The organism is Pseudomonas fluorescens (assembly GCF_000730425.1).
GTDB lineage: Bacteria > Pseudomonadota > Gammaproteobacteria > Pseudomonadales > Pseudomonadaceae > Aquipseudomonas > Aquipseudomonas fluorescens_X.
In genome coordinates, this window is the sequence record NZ_CP008896.1 from 866,487 (window position 1) to 888,587 (window position 22,101).

The 22,101-nt window shown below is 62.7% G+C and carries 12 protein-coding genes; 9 read left to right on the forward strand and 3 right to left on the reverse strand.

Annotated elements, in window-relative coordinates:
- The first annotated feature begins 21 nt into the window (after window positions 1–21).
- The 9 genes from HZ99_RS03625 (at window position 22) to HZ99_RS03665 (ending at window position 16,124) form a co-directional block, all read left to right on the forward strand.
- A complete protein-coding gene (locus HZ99_RS03625) occupies window positions 22–975 on the forward strand; it encodes a D-2-hydroxyacid dehydrogenase family protein (RefSeq protein WP_038441388.1) in 954 nt (317 codons plus the stop codon).
- A gap of 556 nt (window positions 976–1,531) precedes the next feature.
- Complete coding sequence (gene glgA / locus HZ99_RS03630) at window positions 1,532–3,091, forward strand: glycogen synthase GlgA (protein WP_038441389.1); 1,560 nt, start codon at window positions 1,532–1,534, stop codon at window positions 3,089–3,091.
- A 14-nt stretch (window positions 3,092–3,105) separates the two neighbouring features.
- On the forward strand, window positions 3,106–4,863 hold the full coding sequence (gene treZ, locus HZ99_RS03635; RefSeq protein ID WP_038441390.1) for a malto-oligosyltrehalose trehalohydrolase: 1,758 nt from the start codon (window positions 3,106–3,108) through the stop codon (window positions 4,861–4,863).
- A complete protein-coding gene (malQ, locus tag HZ99_RS03640; RefSeq protein WP_038441391.1) occupies window positions 4,860–6,944 on the forward strand; it encodes a 4-alpha-glucanotransferase in 2,085 nt (694 codons plus the stop codon). Before treZ ends, malQ begins: the two co-directional genes overlap by 4 nt.
- Window positions 6,941–9,694 carry a malto-oligosyltrehalose synthase gene (locus tag HZ99_RS03645; protein WP_038441393.1) on the forward strand — a complete coding sequence of 918 codons (2,754 nt, stop codon included), beginning with the start codon at window positions 6,941–6,943 and terminating at the stop codon, window positions 9,692–9,694. The genes malQ and HZ99_RS03645 overlap by 4 nt, the downstream gene beginning before the upstream one ends.
- 23 nt (window positions 9,695–9,717) lie before the next feature.
- A complete protein-coding gene (locus HZ99_RS03650) occupies window positions 9,718–9,948 on the forward strand; it encodes a DUF2934 domain-containing protein (RefSeq protein WP_038441395.1) in 231 nt (76 codons plus the stop codon).
- A 170-nt stretch (window positions 9,949–10,118) separates the two neighbouring features.
- Window positions 10,119–12,260, forward strand: coding sequence for a glycogen debranching protein GlgX (gene glgX, locus HZ99_RS03655; RefSeq protein ID WP_038441396.1), 2,142 nt, complete (start codon window positions 10,119–10,121; stop codon window positions 12,258–12,260).
- 277 nt (window positions 12,261–12,537) lie between these two features.
- A complete protein-coding gene (locus HZ99_RS03660; protein ID WP_038447842.1) occupies window positions 12,538–13,299 on the forward strand; it encodes a PIG-L deacetylase family protein in 762 nt (253 codons plus the stop codon).
- Between the two features lie 242 nt (window positions 13,300–13,541).
- Window positions 13,542–16,124: an autotransporter outer membrane beta-barrel domain-containing protein gene (locus tag HZ99_RS03665; protein WP_038441399.1), complete on the forward strand. Its 2,583-nt coding sequence runs from the start codon at window positions 13,542–13,544 to the stop codon at window positions 16,122–16,124.
- Window positions 16,125–16,138: 14 nt separating this feature from the next.
- Here HZ99_RS03665 and HZ99_RS28880 read toward each other — a convergent pair whose 3' ends face one another.
- The 3 genes from HZ99_RS28880 to treS all read right to left on the reverse strand — a co-directional run bounded on the left by HZ99_RS28880 (window position 16,139) and on the right by treS (window position 22,096).
- Window positions 16,139–16,306, reverse strand: a complete 168-nt coding sequence (locus HZ99_RS28880; protein WP_158484045.1) for a hypothetical protein — start codon at window positions 16,304–16,306, stop codon at window positions 16,139–16,141.
- A gap of 113 nt (window positions 16,307–16,419) precedes the next feature.
- Window positions 16,420–18,648 carry a 1,4-alpha-glucan branching protein GlgB gene (gene glgB / locus HZ99_RS03670; RefSeq protein ID WP_038441402.1) on the reverse strand — a complete coding sequence of 743 codons (2,229 nt, stop codon included), beginning with the start codon at window positions 18,646–18,648 and terminating at the stop codon, window positions 16,420–16,422.
- Between the two features lie 142 nt (window positions 18,649–18,790).
- Window positions 18,791–22,096, reverse strand: coding sequence for a maltose alpha-D-glucosyltransferase (gene treS / locus HZ99_RS03675; protein ID WP_038441404.1), 3,306 nt, complete (start codon window positions 22,094–22,096; stop codon window positions 18,791–18,793).
- Window positions 22,097–22,101 lie beyond the last annotated feature (5 nt).

Below are 22,101 nucleotides of genomic sequence, written 5' to 3' on the forward strand. Positions count from 1 at the left end.
CTTAACGCGAGGCACTTGTGTATGTCAGTACAGATCGCCGTCATTGATGATTGGCAAGATGTGGCGCGCACCGTGGTGGACTGGTCCGCCCTGGAGGCGATTGGCCAGGTGCATTTCCTTCACGACTATCCTGCCGATACCGCCACATTGACCGCGCGCTTGCAGGGGTTTGCCGTCATTTGCGTGATGCGCGAGCGCACAGTGTTTGACCAGGCGCTGCTGCAAGGGCTGCCGGCGCTCAAGCTACTGGTCACCGGCGGGATGCGCAATGCCGCCATTGACCTTGGCGCGGCCAAAACCCTGGGCATCCAGGTGTGCGGCACCGACAGCTACAAACACGCGGCACCGGAGCTGACCTGGGCCCTGATCATGGCGTCTACCCGCAATCTGCTGGCTGAAGCGTCTTCCTTGCGTGCCGGCCAGTGGCAGCAAGGGTTGGGCGGCGACCTACAGGGCAAGACGCTTGGCATCCTCGGGCTGGGCAGTATTGGCCAGCGTGTGGCGCAGTTTGGCCAGGTGTTTGGCATGCGCGTTATCGCCTGGAGTGAAAACCTGACCCCTGAGCGCGCCAGCGCCGTGGGGGTGGCCTGGGTCAGCAAGCGCGAGCTGTTTGAACAGGCAGACGTGCTGTCGATCCACCTGGTACTCAGCGAGCGCAGCCGTGGCTTGGTGGATGCCCAGGCCCTGGGCTGGATGAAGGCCACGGCACGCCTGGTCAACACCGCACGCGGGCCGATCGTCGATGAGGCGGCGTTGATCGATGCACTCAGCCATGGGCGCCTGGCGGGCGCAGCGCTGGACGTGTTCGAGCAGGAGCCGTTGCCGGTGGACCATCCGTTTCGCCATCTGGCCAACGTGCTGGCCACGCCCCATGTGGGCTATGTCAGCGAACAGAATTACCGACAGTTCTATGGGCAGATGATCGAAGATATCCAGGCGTGGGCTGGCGGGCAGGTTTTACGCAGCCTGATATGAGGAAACACCTCATAAAACAATCTCAATCTATTGATATATAAAGATATTTAATCTTAATAAATCACTTTAAGTAGAGTGCCGCACCACTATCGAGCAGTCACCCCTCAGCGCCCCATCAAGAGGCACCTCCCTATAGGACCCGGCTTGCCGGCGATGAGGCACTCGCCAACGGCACACGCCTCAAAGCTGCCATCGCCGGCAAGCCAATGCCTACGACATGAACATCTGGCCGCAAAAAATTATTGTCCTACAAAAATTTCCTACATCCCTTGCAGGCTCTGGGCTCTGTCCTAGACTGATGACCGATGGGTCACGATCAGAACAAAAGCCCCCGCAATAAATCGAAACTTTCCAACTCTGCCGCAGGTCAGGTTTAAGGTAGGACGCACGCTACCGGCTCGCGCCGGACGTCCGCCCATCCACTCTATTTATCAGTTCGGTGCAATTGGCATAAGCCTTGCCAGTCTGTGCAGTGCTAGTGCGCGTAACCGCAGGACGCGGTTGACTTTCGCTGAGGGCGCGAGGCTCTCGGCTGACCAACACATGGGAGAGAGTTATGATCAGTGCCGCCTCAGGAGTTCAGGGACAGCGTTTCAATCAGTCGGTCGATGGGCCAACCGCCTTGGTTGACCTTGCCGGCACAATGCGGCCGGTCTCGTCTCAAAATCCCAATCGCAAGAAGGTCCTGTTTGTCACATCGGAATTGGCCGACCTGGTGAAAACCGGCGGCCTGGGGGATGTGTCCGCGGCCCTACCCCGTGCCATGGCGCACCTGCACGACGTACGAGTGCTGATTCCTGGCTACCGTCAGGTGCTGGACAGCGATAACCCGATTCATATCATCGGCGAACTGGGCGGCCACGCCGCGCTGCCGCCGTGCAAGATCGGGCGCATGGACCTCAAGGATGGCCTGGTCATCTATGTCCTGATCTGCCCCGAGCTGTACGAGCGCGAAGGCACGCCCTATGGCGCCAACAACGGCCGCGACTGGCCCGACAACCATATCCGCTTCGCCCGCCTGGGCCTGGCCGCCGCCGATATTGCCGCCAACCTCGCGCAAATCCATTGGTGCCCGGACCTGGTGCACGCCCATGACTGGCCAGCGGGCCTGGCACCGGCCTATATGCACTGGCGTGGGTCACGCACGCCTACTCTGTTTACCATCCATAACCTGGCCTACCAGGGCGTGGTGAGCCTGGCGTCATGCCCGGAGCTGGGGATTCCGGAGCATGCCTTGCAACAGGAAGGCATGGAATTCTACGGCAAGATGTCGTTCCTCAAGGCCGGCATGGCCTATTCCAGCCATATCACCACGGTCAGCGCCACCTACGCCCGGGAGATCACCACCCCCGAGTTCGGTTGCGGCCTGGATGGTTTCCTCGCCAGCAAGACCCAGCAAGGCCTGCTCAGTGGCATTCCCAACGGCATCGATGAGAGCTGGGAGTCGTCCACTGACCCGCACCTGAATCACCCATTCAGTATCGGTGACTGGCAAGGCAAGGCAATCAACGCCAGCCACGTGCGCAAGCTATTCGGCCTGGACGAGTCCACCGGCCCATTGTTTGCCGTAGTGTCACGCCTGGTGTATCAGAAAGGCCTGGACCTGACCGAAGCCGTCGCCGGCTTCATCGTGGAAAATGGCGGGCAAATTGCCATTATCGGCCGTGGCGAACCGGAAGAAGAACAGGCCATGCGCGCCCTGGCCCTGCGTTTCCCCGGGCGCATCGGGGTACGCATCGGCTTTAACGAAACCGACGCCCGCCGCATGTTTGCCGGCAGCGACTTCTTGTTGATGCCATCGCGCTACGAGCCATGCGGCCTGAGCCAGATGTACGCCCAGCGCTTTGGCTCACTGCCGGTGGCCCGCAATACCGGCGGCCTGGCAGATACCATCGAAGATGGCGTGACAGGCTTTCTGTTCGACGAGTCCACCGTGCACAGCTACGAAGCCGCCCTCGCCCGGGCCTTCAAGGTCTTCGCCTACCCCGGCCTGCTCAACGCCATGCGGTGCCGGGCCATGGCCGCACCGTTCAACTGGTGCCAGGCGGTGGAACCCTATGCCGAACTTTACGAACAACTGGTAGCGAAAGCGCTGGGAAAATCAGGGAAAGCCTAAAGAGGTCGGGATAGATGCCGTTACGGACTCTGGAGACCTGGCCCCACGGCGCGATCCTGCAGGAGGCGCAACACACCCGTTTCGCCCTGTGGGCGCCTGATGCGTTTTATGTCAGCGTCGAACTGCACACGGGCCAGTCAGTGCCCATGCTGCCTCAGGCAGAGGGCTGGTTTGTTGCGCATGTGCGCTGTGGGGCCGGCACCCGCTACCACTACAACATCGATGGCGAGCTGGACGTGCCGGACCCGGCCTCACGCCTGCAGCACTCAGATGTGCATGGCGACAGCGTAGTGGTCGACCCCCTCGCCTACCCCTGGCGCCATGGCACCTGGCAAGGCCGGCCCTGGCATGAAGCGGTGATCTACGAGCTGCATGTGGGAATACTCGGTGGCTACGCCGCCGTGGAGCAACACCTCGCGCGCCTGGCAGAGCTGGGTGTCACCGCCATTGAACTGATGCCTTTGGCCCAGTGCCCCGGTGCACGCAATTGGGGCTATGACGGGGTCTTGCCCTACGCGCCGCAAGCATCCCTGGGCACGCCGGATCAGTTGAAACACCTGATCGACAGCGCCCACGAGCATGGCCTGGCGGTGATCCTCGACGTGGTCTACAACCACTTCGGCCCCGACGGCAACTACCTGGGGCAGTATGCCAAAGGTTTTTTCCGCGAAGACACCCACACACCCTGGGGCGCGGGGATCGACTTTCGCCGACATGAAGTGCGTGACTTCTTTATTGATAACGCCCTGATGTGGCTCCTCGAATACCGCTTCGACGGCCTGCGCCTGGATGCGGTGCATGCCATCGACGACCCGCCGTTCCTGCACGAGTTGGCTCAACGGGTACGAGAACAGGTGGACCCGGGCCGCCACGTGTGGCTGGTGCTGGAAAACGAATTCAACCAGGCCAGCCTGTTGCAGCAGGGCTTCGATGCGCAATGGAACGACGACGGGCATAACGCCCTGCACGTGCTGCTGACCGGCGAAACCGACGCCTACTACGCCGATTTTGCCCACGACCCCACCGCCAAACTGGCCCGCTGCCTGGGCGAAGGCTTCATCTATCAGGGCCAGACCACGCGCCACGGCACCCGGCGCGGCGAGCCCAGCGGGCATTTACCGCCCAGCGCCTTTGTGCTGTTTTTGCAAAATCACGACCAGATCGGCAACCGTGCCCTCGGCGAGCGCCTGCATCACCTGTGTTCGCCCCAGGCGTTACAGGCGGCGACCACCTTATTGCTGATGTCGCCGATGATCCCGCTGCTGTTCATGGGGGATGAAGTCAACGCCGCACAACCCTTCCTGTTCTTTACCGACCTTCACGGCGAGTTGGCCGAGGCCGTGCGCGAAGGCCGGCGCAATGAATTTGCCGACTTCGCCGCCTTCAGCGATCCCCAGCGCCGGGCGCAGATTCCCGACCCCAACGCGGTGCAGACCTTTGAGCGTTCCATACCGCTGTTTACCCAGGCGCCTAGCATGCTGTATCGCCAACTACTGAGCCTGCGCCAGCAACATATCGTGCCATACCTGCCCGGCAGCACTGCCCTCGGTGCGCAAGTTCTGGGCCCGGGCGCGGTGTCTGCACGCTGGCGCCTGGGCAATGGCTGCGTATTGCAGATCGACCTCAACCTGGGCCCGGCTCCCTTGCAGTATCCGGGCGGTATCAGGGAACTGTTCAGCACCTGCAGCGACCCCGAGTTACTCACGCCCTTCTCTGCCCGCGTCAGCCTGACGCCGGGCAACACCTCATCATCTGTTGGAGAGCACTCTTGAGCGAAGCGCAACTGGAAACACTCGCCAGCCGTGCGGGCCTGGCGGTGGATTGGATCGACGCCAATGGCCGAGCGCAACATGTCAGTGCCGATGCATTGCGTGCCGTGCTCAATGGCCTTGGCCACCCCGCCGACACCGACGCAGCCATCGCCGCCAGCCTGCAAGAGCTGGAGCGTGTGCAGCAGGATCGGCACCTTGCGCCGCTGCTGACCGTGGACGTTGGCGCAGGCCTTGACCTGAGCGCTTACTTCGCTCCCGGCACGCCGTGCCAGGTTCACCTCGAGGATGGCAGCACCCGCAGCCTTGAGCTGGATGCCGAAGCGAGCCTGCCCGGCGTCCTGTCCGTGGGCTACCACCGAGTGCAGATCGCCGGCCAGTCCTTCACCTTGGCCGTCGCTCCCCATCGTTGCTTCAGTGTTGCCGAGGCGGTAGACAGCCAGCCGGCCCGCGCCTGGGGCCTGAGTGCCCAACTGTATGCCCTGCGCCGCAGCGGCGACGGTGGATTCGGCGACACCCAGGCCCTGGAGCAACTGGCCCGCGCCGCCGCGCAACGGGGCGTCGATGCCCTGGCCATCAGCCCTTTGCACGCAATGTTCAGTGCCGATACCGAGCGCTACAGCCCCTATTCACCGTCCAGCCGCCTGTTCCTCAATAGCCTGTATGCCTCCCCTGGTTGCATCCTTGGCGAGCGCGCCTTGCGCAACGCCATCGAGTCCACGGGGCTGGCCGATGAACTGCAAGAGCTGGAACAACAAAGCCTGATCGACTGGCCCGCCGCCGCCAAGGCCAAGCAACGCTTGCTGCGCGCGCTGTACGAGGACTTTCGCCAGGGCGAGCACCCGCAGCAGGCTGACTTCCTGAGTTTTCGCCAGGCCGGCGGCGAGGCCCTGGAAAACCACTGCCGCTTCGAAGCCGTGCAGGCCGAGCGCGCCGCCAACGGTGAAAGCCTCGACTGGCGCCAATGGCCCGAGGACTGGCGCGACCCCGGTAGCACCACGCTGGCACAATTCGCCGCCGAGCACGGCGAGGCGATTGGTTTCTATGCCTTCAGTCAATGGCTGATCGCCCGTTGCCTTGCACGTGCCCAACACGCCGCACGCGGCAGTGGCATGGGCGTTGGCCTGATTGCCGACCTGGCCGTGGGCGCCGATGGCGCCGGCAGCCAGGCCTGGAGCCGCCAGGACGAACTGTTGGCCGACCTGACCGTGGGTGCACCACCGGATATCCTCAACCGTGCCGGCCAGGGCTGGGGCATCTCCGCGTTCTCTCCCGAAGGTCTGAAACGCAACGGTTTCCGTGCGTTTATCGAAATGCTGCGGGCCAACTTCGCCCATGCCGGTGGTTTGCGTATCGACCATGTGATGGGCCTGCAACGGCTGTGGGTCATCCCCAGGGACGCCTCGCCCAAACAAGGCGCGTACCTGTATTACCCGGTGGACGATCTACTGCGCCTGTTGGCCCTGGAGTCCTGCCGGCACCAGGCGATTGTGCTCGGCGAAGACCTGGGCACGGTGCCCGAGGGCCTGCGGGAAAAACTCAGCGCCCGCGCCATGCTCGGCATGCGTGTGCTGTTGTTCGAACAGGACTATGGCGGGCGCTTCACGCCGATCCTCGATTGGCCGGACAACGCCCTGGCCACCACCAGCACCCACGACCTGCCGACACTCAATGGCTGGTGGCACAGCCGCGATATCGACTGGAATGCGCGACTGGGGCTGATCGATGGGCCCACGGTGGAACAATGGAGCGAACACCGCCAACGTGAGCGCGAGGCACTGCGCCAGGCCCTGGCGCAAGACCCGCAGAACTTTCGCGATGAATTGCGCAACGAAACCGACCACCTGCTCGATGCCAGCGCACGCTACCTCGGCCACACCCGTGCGCCGCTGGTATTGCTGCCCCTGGAAGATGCCCTGGGCATCGAGGAGCAAGCCAACCTGCCCGGCACCATCGACACCCATCCCAACTGGCGTCGGCGCCTGCCGGGGGAAGCCGCGCATTTGCTCGACGATGAAAACGCCGCCCGGCGCCTGGAACTGCTGGCGGTAGCGCGCAATCAGGCCCTAGAGCGTGACCGATGAACGCCGTCCGGCTACGGGCCACCCAACGCCTGCAATTGCACAAGGGCTTCACCCTCGATGATGCAGTGCCGCTGGTGCCGTACTTTGCCAGCCTGGGGATCAGCCACCTGTATGCCTCGCCGCTGCTCAAGGCCCGTGCCGGCTCGATGCATGGCTACGATGTGGTCGACCCGACCACGGTCAACCCGGAACTGGGCGGCGAACCGGCGCTGCGCCGCCTGGTGGCGACCCTGCGGGCGCATGACATGGGCCTGATCCTGGACATCGTGTCCAACCATATGGCCGTTGGCGGCAGCGATAACCCCTGGTGGCTGGACCTGCTGGAATGGGGGCGGCTGAGCCCCTACAGCGAATTCTTCGACATCCAGTGGCACTCGCCCGACCCGCTGCTCAAGGGCCAACTGTTGATGCCCTTCCTCGGCAGCGACTACGGCGAAGCCTTGCAAAGCGGCACGTTGCCCCTGCGTTTTGACCCGGATCAAGGCGTTTTTTTTGTCGAGCACTATGAACACCGCTTCCCGATCTGCCCCAGTGACTACGGCGATATCCTGCGCGCCCATCCCGCTCTCAAAGACCTGGCCGACCGTTTCAGCGCCCTGGCCTACCAGGCCGATGCATGGTCCTTGGCCGTCAGCCTGAAACAGGAACTGGCACGGCAGGCCCGCACGCCACAAAGCCTGGCCGCCATCGAGCAGACCCTGGAGGGGTTTGATGCGCGCCAGCCCGGAGGTTTTTCCCGCCTGCATCAATTGCTGGAGCAACAAGCCTATCGGCTGGCCAGTTGGCGCACAGCGGCGGATGACATCAACTGGCGGCGTTTTTTCGACGTCAACGAGCTGGGTGGCCTGCGGGTAGAACGGAGCACGGTGTTCGAGGCCACCCACAGCAAGATTTTCCAACTGATCAGCGAAGGCCTGGTAGATGGCCTGCGTATCGACCACATCGACGGCCTCGCTGATCCACGGGGCTATTGCCGCAAGCTGCGGCGGCGCGTGGACGGGTTGTCGCCAGGCCGGCACCTGCCGATCTTTGTCGAGAAGATCCTCGGCGCCGGTGAAACCCTGCGCACGGACTGGCGGGTAGATGGCACCACCGGTTATGAATTCATGAACCAGGTGTCGCTGGTGCAGCACGACCCCCAGGGGTTCGAGGTATTGACCCGACTCTGGAGCGAGACCACCGAGCGGCCTTCGGCATTTATCGAGGAAGCCCGGCTGGCCCGCCAGCAAATCCTCAGTGGTTCCCTGGCCGGCGACTTCGAAAGCGTGGCCCAGGCCCTGCTGCAAGTGGCCCGTGCGGACGTGATGAGCCGTGACCTGACCCTGGGCGCGATCCGTCGCGCCTTGCAGGCGCTGGTCGTGCACTTTCCGGTGTACCGCACCTACATCAGCGCCTGCGGGCGCAGCGCCGCTGACGAACACGTGTTCCAACAGGCCCTGGCCTGCGCCCGTGAAACCTTGGGCGAAGCCGACTGGCCGGTGCTCGACTACCTGCAACAGTGGCTCGGCGGCCAACCCTGGCACGAGCGCGCCGTGGGGCAACCGCGCAAGATCCTCAAGCACGCCTGTGTGCGCTTCCAGCAATTGACCTCGCCGGCGGCCGCCAAGGCGGTGGAAGACACCGCCTTCTATCGCTCGGCGGTGCTGCTCTCACGCAATGACGTAGGCTTCAGTACCGAACAGTTCAGCGCCCCCCTGGCCGACTTCCATGCCGCCAACCAGCAACGCCTGGAACGTTTCCCCGATAACCTGCTGGCCACCGCCACCCACGACCACAAGCGCGGCGAAGACAGCCGCGCGCGCCTGGCGGTGCTCAGCGAGTGCGCAGCGTGGTATGTCGGACAGGTGCAGGTGTGGCGCAAGCTGGCGACGCCGTTGCGTGATGATCCGGCCATTCCTTCGGCCGGCGATGAGTTGATTCTCTATCAAGTGCTGTTGGGCAGCTGGCCCCTGGACCTGGATCTGCAGGACACCGGCGACTATCAGCAACGCCTCTGGCAGTGGCAACAAAAAGCCCTGCGCGAAGCCAAGCTGCACAGCAGCTGGAGCGCTCCCAACGACAGTTATGAGCACGGTGTGGAAGCCTTCCTCAGCCGTTTGCTGCTAGACCCGATCGGATTGACCTTGCGCACGGCAATCCATGCCGCAGCCGAGGCCATCGCCCCCGCCGGTGCGCTGAACGGGCTGGCGCAATCCTTGCTGCGCAACACCGTGCCCGGCGTGCCGGACCTGTACCAGGGCGACGAGTTCTGGGACTTGAGCCTGGTGGACCCGGACAACCGGCGGGCGGTGGATTTCAGCGCCCGCCAGCGGGCACTCGGCACCGCACCGGGCACCTTGCTGGGGCGCTGGCGTGACGGGCACTTGAAGCAGGCGCTGATTGCCCAGGTGTTGAACCTGCGCAGGGCCCACCCGCTGCTGTTTGCCAGGGGCCGCTACCTACCGCTGCAAGTGCTGGGCCGGCATGCCCAGCGGGTTGTCGCGTTCAGCCGCGAGTATCAGGGCCAATGGCTGGTGGTGGTGGTGCCACGCTGGACCCACGCCCTGCTTGAAAACAGCACCCAGCCTCGGGTGGATGCGCAAGTTTGGGGCGATACCCGGATCACATTACCGTTCGACGCCACGCTGCAAAATTGGAAGGGACTTTTGCAAACAGGTGCAGTCACACCCAACAAGGAGCTACTGATCAGCGCTGCCCTGAGAGATGTCCCGGTGAATGTCTTTATCCATTCTGACGATCAAGAAAGCTGAAATTTTCTGTGAGGAGCATTGCGATGAGCACCGAAGACAAGCGCATTCGAGAGTTCGCGTATCAGATCTGGGAGTCTGAAGGTAAGCCCGAAGGCCAGGAAGCCCGCCATTGGGAAATGGCCCGCAAGCTGGCCGAAGCCGAGGCCCTGGCCCCCAGCAAACCCAAGGCCGGCACCAAGGCCAAGGCAAAACCGCCTGCGGAAAAAACCGCCGTCCCCAAAAAGCCCCGAGCCCCACGCAAGCCCGCCGGCTGACCCCTGTAGGAGCTGGCTTGCCGGCGATGGGGCCCTATCAGGCGCCATTCAGATCTGGTGCCCAGACACTATCGCCGGCAGGCCGGCTCCTACAAAAACATCAATGTTGATCTGACCTGATGTCAGAACGGCCCGGTTCGGCCTGAAAAAAACCTTGCAGGAGCAACGCCATGAACAAGACACCCGATACCGAGCCGTCGCGGATTCGTGAAGGCCTGCCCTTCCCCCTCGGTGCGACCTGGGACGGTCTGGGGGTCAATTTCGCGCTGTTTTCGGCCAACGCCACCAAGGTCGAGCTGTGCCTGTTCGACGATACCGGCGAAGTCGAGCTGGAGCGTATCGAACTGCCGGAATACACCGACGAGACCTTCCACGGCTACTTACCCGACGCCCACCCCGGGCTGATCTATGGCTACCGCGTATACGGCGCCTACGATCCTGCCAATGGCCATCGCTTCAACCACCATAAATTGCTGATCGACCCCTATGCCAAGCAGTTGGTGGGCGAACTCAAATGGTCCGAAGCGTTGTTTGGCTACACCATCGGCCACCCGGACGCCGACCTGAGTTTCGATGAACGCGACAGCGCGCCCTTCGTGCCCAAATGCAAAGTCATCGACCCGGCCCATACCTGGGGCAACGACCAGCCAGTGCGCACACCGTGGGACCGCACCATCATCTACGAAACCCATCTGCGTGGCATCAGCATGCGCCATCCTGGTGTACCCGAGGCGGTGCGCGGCACCTGTGCCGGGTTGATGGTCGACGATGTGCTCAAGCACATCCGCCAACTGGGCGTGTCATCGGTGGAGTTGCTGCCGGTCCACGCGTTCGTCAATGACCAGCACCTGCTGCAAAAAGGCATGACCAACTACTGGGGCTACAACAGCATCGCCTTTTTTGCCCCCGACCCGCGTTACCTGGCCAGCGGCAAGATCGCCGAGTTCAAGGAAATGGTCGCGCACCTGCACGAAGCCAAGCTGGAGGTGATCCTCGATGTGGTCTACAACCACACCGCCGAGGGCAACGAACAAGGCCCGACCCTGTCCATGCGCGGCATCGACAATGCCTCGTACTACCGCCTGATGCCCGACGACAAGCGCTTCTACATCAACGATTCCGGCACCGGCAACACCCTGGACCTGAGCCACCCCTGCGTGCTGCAAATGGTCACCGACTCCCTGCGCTACTGGGCCACCGAGATGCATGTGGATGGTTTCCGCTTTGACCTGGCAACCATTCTGGGGCGTTATCACGACGGTTTCGACGAGCGTCACAGCTTTCTCGTCGCCTGCCGCCAGGACCCGGTGCTGCGCCAGGTGAAAATGATCGCCGAACCCTGGGATGTGGGCCCCGGCGGTTATCAGGTGGGCAACTTCCCGCCGGGCTGGGTGGAATGGAATGACCGTTTCCGCGACACCGTGCGGGCATTCTGGAAAGGCGATGACGGCCAACTGGCCGACTTTGCCGGGCGCATGACCGCCTCCGGCGAGATGTTCAACCACCGCGGGCGCCGCCCCTACAGCTCGGTGAATTTCATCACCGCCCACGATGGTTTCACCCTCCACGACCTGGTGTCCTACAACGACAAGCACAACGAGGCCAACGACGAGAACAACCAGGACGGCAGCAACAACAACCTGTCGTGGAACCACGGCGTCGAGGGGCCGACCGACGACCCGGAAATCAACGCGCTGCGCCTGCGCCAGATGCGCAACTTTTTCGCCACCCTGTTGCTGGCCCAGGGCACGCCGATGCTGGTGGCCGGGGATGAGTTCGCCCGCACCCAGCACGGCAACAACAACGCCTATTGCCAGGACAGCGAAATCGGCTGGATCAACTGGGAGCTGGATGAAGATGGCAAGTCCCTGCTCAAGTTCGTCAAACGCCTGATCAAGTTGCGCCTGGCCTACCCTATCCTGCGGCGTGGGCGCTTCCTGGTGGGTGACTATAACGAAGACATCGGGGTCAAGGACGTGACCTGGCTGGCCCCCGGTGGCAACGAAATGACCATCGAACAATGGGAGGACAGCCAGGGCCGTTGCCTGGGCATGCTGATGGATGGCCGCGCCCAGGAAACCGGGATTCGCCGGCCCGGATCCGACGCGACCCTGTTGCTGGTGGTGAATGCGCACCACGACCTGGTCAATTTCCGCTTGCCCCAGGTGCCGGATGGCGGCTTCTGGACCTGCATGGTCGACACCAACCAGCCGGCCGTGCGCGGCCAGGAACGTTTCGACTTTGAGCACGAATATGCGGTGACCGGGCGCTCGCTATTGCTGTTCGAACTGCAACAGGAGCAAGAGCTGTGAAAGAGCATTGCCCGCGTTTGGGCAACTGACCTACACATTGCCTGGGCTGTCACACAGCAGACGGCTTGGGCGACTATTTGAACGACTGGATGCAGCCCTCTTGAAAAAATTGCAACTTTGCCCGGCGAAATCCGGGTGATGAACAATACTCAAGCACGGCGCTCCAGGATTAGGAACGCCAGCGTGCCGCGCAGGCCTTGGAGCCTGCACGACAAAAAGGAAGGTCGACCCGTCCACGGGCGATGACCTGTATTACCAGGACAAGGATGTGACATTGATCAAACCCGCCACTTTGAACGACGGTCGCCGCACGCCGGCGCAAATCTGGAACAGCGCGCCGCAATTGGCGCAGATCCCCACCATCAGCCCTTCCCTACTGGTACCTTGCGGCTCGCGAGTGGTGGTGGTCGCCCCTCATCCGGGTGATGAAGTGCTGGCCTGTGGCGGTTTGCTGCAACTGCTCAGTACCCTCGATTACCCCTTGAAGTTGATCTCGATCACCGACGGTAGCGCCAGTCATCCGGGGTCCAACCAGTGGTCGGCACAGCGCTTGAGCGTGTTCCGCCCCCAGGAAAGCGTCGAGGCCTTGCGCCGCCTCGGCTTGCCCTTGCACAGCCTGAAGTGGATCCGCGGCGGCTTTTGCGACAACGCCCTGGCAGGCCGTGAGCAGCTCTTGAGCCAATTTATCGCGCGCTACCTGCAGCCCGGCGATGTGGTGTTCACCACCTGGCGCAATGATGGCAATGACGACCACGATGCCGTCGGCCGCGCCACTGCCGTCGCCTGTGCCCTGACCGGGGCACGCCTGCTGGAGTTGCCGATCTGGGCCTGGCACCGGCCGGCTCGCGACGCTGCCCGCATGCCCTGGCAGTGCGCGCGCAAGGTGCGTCTGGACACCTGGAGCGTGGCCCGCAAACGCCACGCGGCCCACGCCTATGCCAGCCAATTGCTGGGCGATCCGCTGATCGGCCTGGCGCCGATGCTGCCACCGGTGCTGCTGGAGCGGATGCGCGAACCGTACGAAATTGTGTTCCTGTAACTGGTCTATACCTGTCATTTCTGACAGTGACAGCCCTCATCGGCTGTTGCTAACGTGGAACAAGCACTGCACGCGTTCAGGTGCAGTCGAGAAAGCCATGCCAACCCCTTGCATTGGCGATGTTTTACGAAACAGGAAACCGGCTGTCCCTTATCGTTATCGCGCTTCACGTTGCCATGGTCCGGACCGTGCCTGCCCTTGCAGGCGGCGGGACGTCATTTGCCATCGAGCGAGGATGGATCATGAGCACACGGCGATATTTGCTGCCGGAGCTGGGCACCTGGATGGCCAGCACGATACTGGTGAGCGCGCTCTCACTACCGGCCTACGCCGCCTGTACGCCGGTGATCACGGCCGGTGACGACACCACCACCTGTGACAGTGGCAGCACACCCGGTTTTACCGATCTCAGCGGCAACAACACCCTCAACCTGCCCGCCGGTGGCAACGGCTCAATCACCAGCGCCGTGACTTTTGGCGACGGCCACGACCTTGTGCAAGCCCATTCGGGCAGCATGAGCGCCCTGGACATGGGCAACGGGGCGAATATTTTCCGCGTGGAACTCGATGCGGTGGTTGGCCCGGTGACCCAGGGCGATGGCGCCGATATCGCACAAGTCAGTGGCGGTACCGTCGGCGCGCTCAACCAGGGCGATGGCATTGACGCCTACGCGCAAAGCGGCGGCCGCGTAGCCAGCCTGGCCCAGGGTGATGGCCGGGATACGTTCAATATGAGTGGTGGCGAGATCGTTGGCGCCTTCGAAGACGGCGATGTGGCCACCCAGTCGGCGGGCACCATCGGCCGGGTCGATATGAAGCTCGACAACAACTTCTACACTTTGCTCGGCGGGCGGATCAACGGCAACCTGGTGACCGGCTTTGGCCTGGACACCATCAGCATTTCCGGGGGCTATATCGGCGGTAACGTGAGTGTCAGCGGGGGCGACGATCTGTTTACGCTGACCGGGGGCACGGTCAACGGTCAGGTGCTTATGAGTTTGGGCAATGACCAATTCAATTGGATCGGTGCAGGCACCCTCAATTCAACGGTCAATATGGGTCCGGATAATGACACCGCGCTGCTACAGAACCTGACGCAAGCCACTCTCGCCCCCACGCCCCTGATCGATGGCGGCCCGGGCACAGACACCCTGACCTTTGACAACACCCAGGCAGGCAACGCGCAGCGCTATGCCAATTGGGAAACAGTCAACCTCGACAACCGCTCGCGCTTTGCCTTGGCGGGAGACTGGAAACTCGGTGGTTCCGACACCGGTACAGGCACCTTGAATATCGATGGCAGCAGTGTGCTGCTGGTCAGCCAGGGAGCCATCACGCCCTTCGCTCCAGGCCAACTGGCAACCTTGAACAACAGCGGCCTGATCGACATGACCAGCGCCAGTACCGGCGCCACTGACAGCCTGACGGTCCATGGCAACTACAACGGCAACAACGGGCAACTGGCGCTGCAAAGCGTACTGGCCGGCGATGACTCGGCCAGTGACAAACTGGTGGTAAGCCAGGGCACGCTGCAAGGCAGCACCACCCTCACGGTCAGCAACCTGGGCGGCTCGGGGGGCGCGACCCTGAGCAATGGCATCCAGGTGGTGCAGGCACTCAACGGGGCGACGGGGAGCGACCGCGCTTTCACCCTGGCGGGTGGCTCAGTGTCTGCCGGGGCGTTTGAGTACTTCCTGTTCAAGGGCGGTGTGAGCCCAGGCTCAGAGCAACAATGGTACCTGCGCTCCACTGTCGTGGCCCCGCCGTTGCCCGATCCGGAGGGGCCGGTCTCCCCCTTGCCGGAGCCGGTGCCGGGCGAAGGCGCACCCATTGAATTGCCCAAGCCGATACCCGGTGAGGCTCCTATCCCGATCTATCGCCCCGAAGTCCCGGTGTATTCGACCCTGTTCCCGGCAGCCCAGCAGACCGTGCGGGGCATGCTCGGGACGTACCACGAGCGCATGGGCGATCAAACCCGCCAGACCGCCACCGGTTCACTTCCCGCGGGCTGGGGCCGGGTCTATGGCAACAGCCGCCGCCAGGCCTACGCCGGTACGGTCAGCCCTCGGTTGGACAGTTCGCTCAGCGGCTTCCAGGTGGGCAGCGATATCCAGGCCTGGAGCACCGGGAATGGCCAGGTACAACGGCTTGGATTCTTCGTCGGCCATAGCCGCCTGCGCGGTAACGTGGATGGTTTCAACCGCGGCTGGCAGCACCTGGATGCCGGCAACACCACCTTGCGCGGCGATAGCCTGGGCCTGTACTGGACCTTGATCGACCCCAACGGCTGGTACGTCGATGGGGTGCTGATGGGCACACGCCTCAACGGCAACAGTGAGTCTGACCGAGGGCTCAAGCTCAAGGCCAAGGGCCATGACGTGCTGGGCTCGGTCGAAGTGGGCATGCCGCTACCCATCACGCAAAACTGGGTGCTGGAACCGCAATTGCAACTGATCGTCAATAAAACCCGGCTCGATAGCCAGCATGACGGGGTCTCCAAGGTGGCGTTTTCCGCCGATACCGCGATCACCACCCGGCTCGGGGCCAGGCTGCGTGGCAGCTATACGCTGGCCGCGATGCCGCTCCAGCCCTATCTGCGCGCCAATGTCTGGCACGCCTCATCGGGGACCGATCGTGTGCGTTTCAATGACGTCACGGCTATCGATACCGAGCAGAAATCCACCACCCTGGACGTGAGTGCCGGTGCAATGGTGCAGGTGTCCGACAGCATCAGTCTGTATGGCGAGTTGGGTTATGGGCGCAACCTGGACAGCAACGCGCTGAACGGGCGCTCGGGCACTGTCGGCGTCAGGATGGAGTTCTGACGCGCGACGGCGACCTATTGAAACACCGGTGCCTCACCGTCGACGGTAGCGCTGATCCAGCGTGGCTCCATGGGGTCGCTCCACACCGAGCGCGATGGCTGGCTCCACTCCTGCATCCGCACCTTGAATCGGGCCGGGTAATCCGCAGCCTTGCATGTGATGCCGGCCCACGGGTCAACCACCCAGGCGTCGTCCCAATCCGGCCCGACAACGCCTTTGCTGCGCGGCTGGCCTGGGGGGCCGGCAACAGCGTTTGTCTATGCGAACCGGTGCATCCGTTCGCCACAGGGGCTTCTTACTCCTGACGCAAAATCAGCACGCCCAATGGCGGCAGATTCAACGTCAGCGACAGTGGCTGTCCATGTTGCGGCTCGTCCTGGGTAAAAGCCTCGCCGCCATTGCCGTAGTTGGAGCCGGAATAGGTGTCGGCGTCGCTATTGATCACCTCTTTCCAGCGGCCGGCAAAGGGCACGCCCACCGTGTACGCTTCACGGGGCACGGGGGTGAAGTTGGCCACCACCAGCACGGCCTTCCCGTCCTTGCTCCAGCGCAGCCAGGCATAGACGCTGTTGATCGCATCGTCGCCAATCAGCCACTGGAAGCCTTGGGGCGCGGCGTCTTGCTCATGCAGCGCGGGCTCTTCGCGGTACAGGCGGTTAAGGTCGCCCACCAGCTTCTGCACCCCCCGATGCTCCGGGTATTGCAGCAGGTACCAATCCAGTTGCTGGTCGTGATTCCATTCGCGCCACTGGCCGAACTCACAGCCCATAAACAGCAGCTTCTTGCCCGGATGCATCCACATAAAGCTCAGGTAGGCCCGCAGGTTGGCAAACTTCTGCCAGCGGTCGCCGGGCATTTTGTCGATCAGTGAGTGTTTGCCATGCACCACTTCATCATGGGAGATCGGTAGCACAAAACGCTCGGACCAGGCATACACCAGGCCGAAACTCAACGCGTTGTGGTGATGGGCGCGGTAGACCGGGTCTTGCTGGATGTAATGCAGCGAATCGTGCATCCAGCCCATGTTCCATTTGTAGTTGAAACCCAGGCCGCCTTGCTGAGTCGGCTGGCTGACTCCCGGCCAGGCGGTGGACTCCTCGGCGATGACCAGGGCACCGGGGGCTTCCAGAGCGACCACCTCATTAAGATGGCGCAAAAAATCGATGGCTTCGAGGTTCTCGCGCCCGCCATGGCGATTGGGCACCCACTCACCGGCCTTGCGTGAATAATCGCGGTACAGCATCGACGCCACCGCATCCACCCGCAGGCCATCGACATGGAAATGCTTGAGCCAGTGCAATGCCGACGCCAGCATGAATCCGTGGACTTCGGTGCGCCCCAGGTTGTAGATCAGGGTGTCCCAGTCCTGGTGAAAACCCTCCAGTGGGTTGCCGTATTCGTACAGTGCTGTGCCGTCGAACTGGGCCAGGCCGTGGGTATCGGTAGGAAAGTGCGCCGGTACCCAATCGAGAATGACACCGATACCCGCCTGATGGCAGGCATTGACGAACGCGCCAAACTCATCGGGGGAACCGAAACGTGCGCTGGGCGCGAATTGCGACAGTGGCTGGTAGCCCCAGGAACCGCCGAAGGGGTGCTCCATGATCGGCATCAACTCGATATGGGTGAACCCCAGTTGCTGCACATAGGGAATCAGCCGCTCGCCCAACTCGTGCCAGCCGTATTGGCGCGACACTTCGCCCAGTTCGTCCAGTTCGCATTGCCATGAGCCGACATGCAATTCATAGATCGACAGCGGCGCACTGGCGGCCTGGTGTTCGCCACGGGCTTGCATCCAGGCCGCATCCGACCATTCCACTTGCAAGGGGGCGGCGACTTTCGATGCGGTGTCGGGCGGCAGTTGCGTGGCCAGGGCCATGGGGTCGGCCTTGAGCGGCAGGATGCCGTAAGCGCCAAGAATCTCGTACTTGTAGGCAGCCCCCGGTTGCAGGCGCGGGATAAAGATCTCCCAGACCCCGGCCGGATGACGCAGGCGCATTGGGTGACGGCGCCCGTCCCAGATATTGAAGTCGCCCACCACCGAGACCCGCCGGGCATTCGGCGCCCATACGGCAAAGCGCACGCCCTGGACGCCATCCACGCTCATGACCTGGGCGCCAAGACAGTGACTCAAGTCGCGGTGATTGCCTTCGGCAAACAGATACAGGTCCATCTCCCCGAGCAATTGGCCGAAGCTATAGGGGTCTTCGGTGATCTGCTCGCCGCCGGCCCACTGGATCTTCAGCACATAGCCCTGGCGTGTAGAGAAATGCCCGATAAACAAGCCTGGGACTGGGGTGGCGTCGAGGCTGCCGAGCACATCGCCGCTGTTACGGGCCAGCACCTGCACGCTCAAGGCTTCTGGTAGAAACGCGCGAATCACTTGCCCGCCCGCCTCGTCTTCATGGGGGCCGAGGATCGCAAAAGGATCCGGATGTTCGGCACGCACCAGGGCTTCGATAGCCTTGGGTGCAGGCATGACAGCGAACTTCGATTGCAGCGGTTCTTTGTGTGTAAAGCTCATGATGTCTCCCACCGCTTGCCCATTTTAAAATAGCTGGCCCAGGCCCCTGTAGGAGCTGGCTTGCCAGCGAAAATCGTCAACGATAACCCGGGGCAACGGGCGCCCCGTGTCGTTCTCTGGCTCTTCGCCGGCAAGCCGGCTCCTACAACAGACCGTGCAGCCCGCGCAATGGCACTGCCAGCCAGGCCGGGCGGTTCTGCGCCTCGTAGGCCACTTCATACGCCGCCTTCTCCAGGCTGAACAACGCCAGTGCCGCATCCGCCCCTTTGGCATCCTGCCAGTCATGCGCCAGTGTAGACGTAGCCTGTTGATACGCCTGGATAAATGCCTGCCGCGCTTCAGCCAGGTAGCGATCTGTCACACGCTGGCGCGCAGCGTCGGCGTCGGCCGAGTGATCCAGGCCTTGCCCTTGCACATTCAGGGCCATGGCGGCGGCATAGTCGAACGAACGCAGCACGCCGCTGACATCTTTATAGGGGCTGTGCTTGCCCCGCCGTTCTTCCAACGGCCGCGCGGGCTCGCCTTCAAAGTCGATCAGGTAGGCATCGCCCTTGACCACCAGTACCTGGCCCAGGTGCAAGTCGCCATGGACCCGGATGCGCAGGCCGCCCACCGTGGCCTTGGCCAACGCCTGCACACGGCTGGCGATGGTCTTTTTCTGCGCCAGCAGTTGAGTGACCAACCCCTGGTCGGCGGGGTTCAATTGGCTTTGATGCTGTTTAAGTAGCTGCAAGGCATGCTCGATCTGCGCGCCCACCTGCCTGGCCCAGCCTTGGCTGTCCTGGATGGAGGTGACTTCAGGCTTGAAGTGTGGATTGGTCGTCGGCGCGGCCAGGACGTTGTGCATCTCCCCCAGTCGTTGCCCGAGCAACCCGGCGAAATCTGCCAGTTCACCGAGGGCGTTGTAGTGCTGCTCCTGCTCGGAAATCGCCTCGGCCAACTCATCGCGAATGGCCCGCTCCAGGTTGTTCTGGGTCCAGGCCCAGGCATCGCCCTGGTTACTCAGATAGCCCTGGGCGATCATCAGCAGGTTGTCCTGGCCTTGGGCATCGTGGCGGATCACCGAACCGAGCAAGGGCGAAATATGCCCATAGCCCGCCGTGGTCAGGTAGGCGCCCATTTCCAGTTCCGGGTGAATCCCGGCGCTGACCTTGCGGATCAACTTCAACACCAGGCTTTCACCGACCACCACTGAGCTATTGGACTGTTCAGCCGCCAGGTAGCGCACTTGCAGTTCGTCACCCACGGGTAAATCGGCCAATTGCGGGGTGGGTTCGAAACGAATCTCGCCCTCGCTGCTATTGAGCACCGTCCGCGCTCGCAGACCGTGGATAACTGCACGGATGTAGCTGTCGAGGCTGAAGGCATCGGTGATCAAGCCCACCTGGCGCACCCGGCGCACTCGCGCCAGGGCCAGTTGTTGCGGCAAGGCACTGGTGAGCTGGTCTTCGCCCAGCAAGCCGAAGGGCAGTTGGTAACGGCTGGTCTGCCCGCTGCTGGTCACTTCAATCTCACTGAGCAACACCGGATGCTGGGCATCGCCAAAGCGCACGCCGTAGGCAATGTGAACGCTGTCAATGGCCAAGTCCTTGTTGGCAAACCAGCGCCGGTTGGGTAGCCAGCTGGGCAGTGAGGTTTGCTCCAGGGTGGTGCGGCACGGCGCTTCGAGTAATTCTTCGAGGCGTTTTTTCAGGACCAGGGTGGTGAAATCCGGCAGGCTCTGGGCCGGTTCCACATGCCAGCTGGGCATCTGGTTTTCTGCGGCGAGCACGAACCAGTAAAAGCCGTAGGGGGCCAGGGTCAGCAGGAAATTCAGCTGGCCAATGGGCGGGAATGCGTTGCCGCCGAGCATTTCTACCGCAACCATGCCGGCAAAGGCCGAGAGGTCCAGCTCCGCCGCCTGGGCCGTGCGCGACACATTGGCCACGCACAGGATGGTTTCGTGCTTGCCATCGGCGCCCGTGTATTCGCGGGTGTAGGCCAGGATCCGGCGATTGCTGGGCGAGAGCATTTTCAGGCTGCCACGGCCGAAGGCCTTGGACTGCTTGCGGATCGCCAGCATGCGCCGGGTCCAGTTCAGCAGCGAATGGGGGTCCTGGGCCTGGGTTTCGACGTTGACCGACTGGTAGCCGTAGAGCGGGTCCATGATCGGCGGCAGCACCAGGCTGGCCGGGTCGGCGCGGGAAAACCCGCCGTTGCGGTCGATGGACCATTGCATCGGCGTGCGCACACCGTCGCGGTCGCCCAGGTAGATGTTGTCGCCCATGCCGATTTCATCACCGTAATACAGGGTCGGTGTGCCGGGCATGGACAGTAACAGGCTGTTGAGCAACTCGATGCGGCGCCGGTCACGTTCCATCAAGGGCGCCAGGCGCCGGCGAATCCCCAGGTTGATGCGCGCGCGGCGGTCGGCGGCGTAGTAGTTCCACAGATAGTCGCGCTCCTTGTCGGTGACCATTTCCAGGGTCAGCTCATCGTGGTTGCGCAGGAAAATCGCCCATTGACAGTTGGCCGGGATTTCCGGGGTCTGGCGCAGGATATCGGTGATCGGGAAGCGGTCCTCCTGGGCCAGGGCCATGTACATGCGCGGCATCAGCGGAAAGTGGAAGGCCATATGGCATTCGTCGCCGTCGTCACCCTTCTGGTCGCCAAAGTACAGTTGGGTGTCTTCCGGCCACTGGTTGGCTTCGGCCAGCAGCATGCGGTCGGGGTAGTTGGCGTCGATCTCGGCGCGGATCTGCTTGAGCACATCGTGGGTTTCGGGGAGGTTTTCGTTGTTGGTTCCGTCGCGCTCGATCAGGTAGGGAATCGCGTCCAGGCGCAGGCCGTCGATGCCCATGTCCAGCCAGTAGCGCATCACCGACAGCACGGCTTTCATGACTTGCGGGTTGTCGAAGTTGAGATCCGGCTGATGGGAATAGAAACGGTGCCAGAAGTACTGGCCGGCGACCGGATCCCAGGTCCAGTTGGACTTTTCGGTGTCGAGGAAAATGATGCGGGTGCCGTCGTATTTCTGCTCGTCGTCGGACCACACGTAGAAGTCCCGGGCATTGGAACCGGGTTTGGCCTTGCGTGCACGCTGGAACCACGGATGCTGGTCGGAGGTGTGGTTGATCACCAGCTCCGTGATCACCCGTAGCCCGCGCTTGTGGGCCTCGGCAATAAAGCGCCGGGCGTCGGCCATGGTCCCGTAGTCGCTGTGTACTCCCCGGTATTCGGCGATGTCATAACCGTCGTCACGGCGTGGCGAGGGGTAGAACGGCAGCAGCCAGATGGTGTTCACGCCCAGGTCGGCGATGTAGTCGAGTTTGGCGATCAGCCCGGGAAAGTCACCGATGCCGTCGTTGTTGGAGTCGAAATAGGATTTGACGTGAACCTGATAAATCACCGCGTCCTTGTACCACAGCGGGTCTTTGATAAAGGTGGCAGCCTTGGGTTTCTTCGCCATTGGAA

Bases quoted from the DNA above. Each gene is read 5' to 3' on its own strand.
- HZ99_RS03625 (WP_038441388.1), top strand. From the start codon at position 22: ATGTCAGTACAGATCGCCGTCATTGATGATTGGCAAGATGTGGCGCGC.
- glgA (WP_038441389.1), top strand. From the start codon at position 1,532: ATGATCAGTGCCGCCTCAGGAGTTCAGGGACAGCGTTTCAATCAGTCG.
- treZ (WP_038441390.1), top strand. From the start codon at position 3,106: ATGCCGTTACGGACTCTGGAGACCTGGCCCCACGGCGCGATCCTGCAG.
- HZ99_RS03645 (WP_038441393.1), top strand. From the start codon at position 6,941: ATGAACGCCGTCCGGCTACGGGCCACCCAACGCCTGCAATTGCACAAG.
- HZ99_RS03650 (WP_038441395.1), top strand. From the start codon at position 9,718: ATGAGCACCGAAGACAAGCGCATTCGAGAGTTCGCGTATCAGATCTGG.
- glgX (WP_038441396.1), top strand. From the start codon at position 10,119: ATGAACAAGACACCCGATACCGAGCCGTCGCGGATTCGTGAAGGCCTG.
- HZ99_RS03665 (WP_038441399.1), top strand. From the start codon at position 13,542: ATGAGCACACGGCGATATTTGCTGCCGGAGCTGGGCACCTGGATGGCC.
- glgB (WP_038441402.1), bottom strand. From the start codon at position 18,648: ATGAGCTTTACACACAAAGAACCGCTGCAATCGAAGTTCGCTGTCATG.
- treS (WP_038441404.1), bottom strand. From the start codon at position 22,096: ATGGCGAAGAAACCCAAGGCTGCCACCTTTATCAAAGACCCGCTGTGG.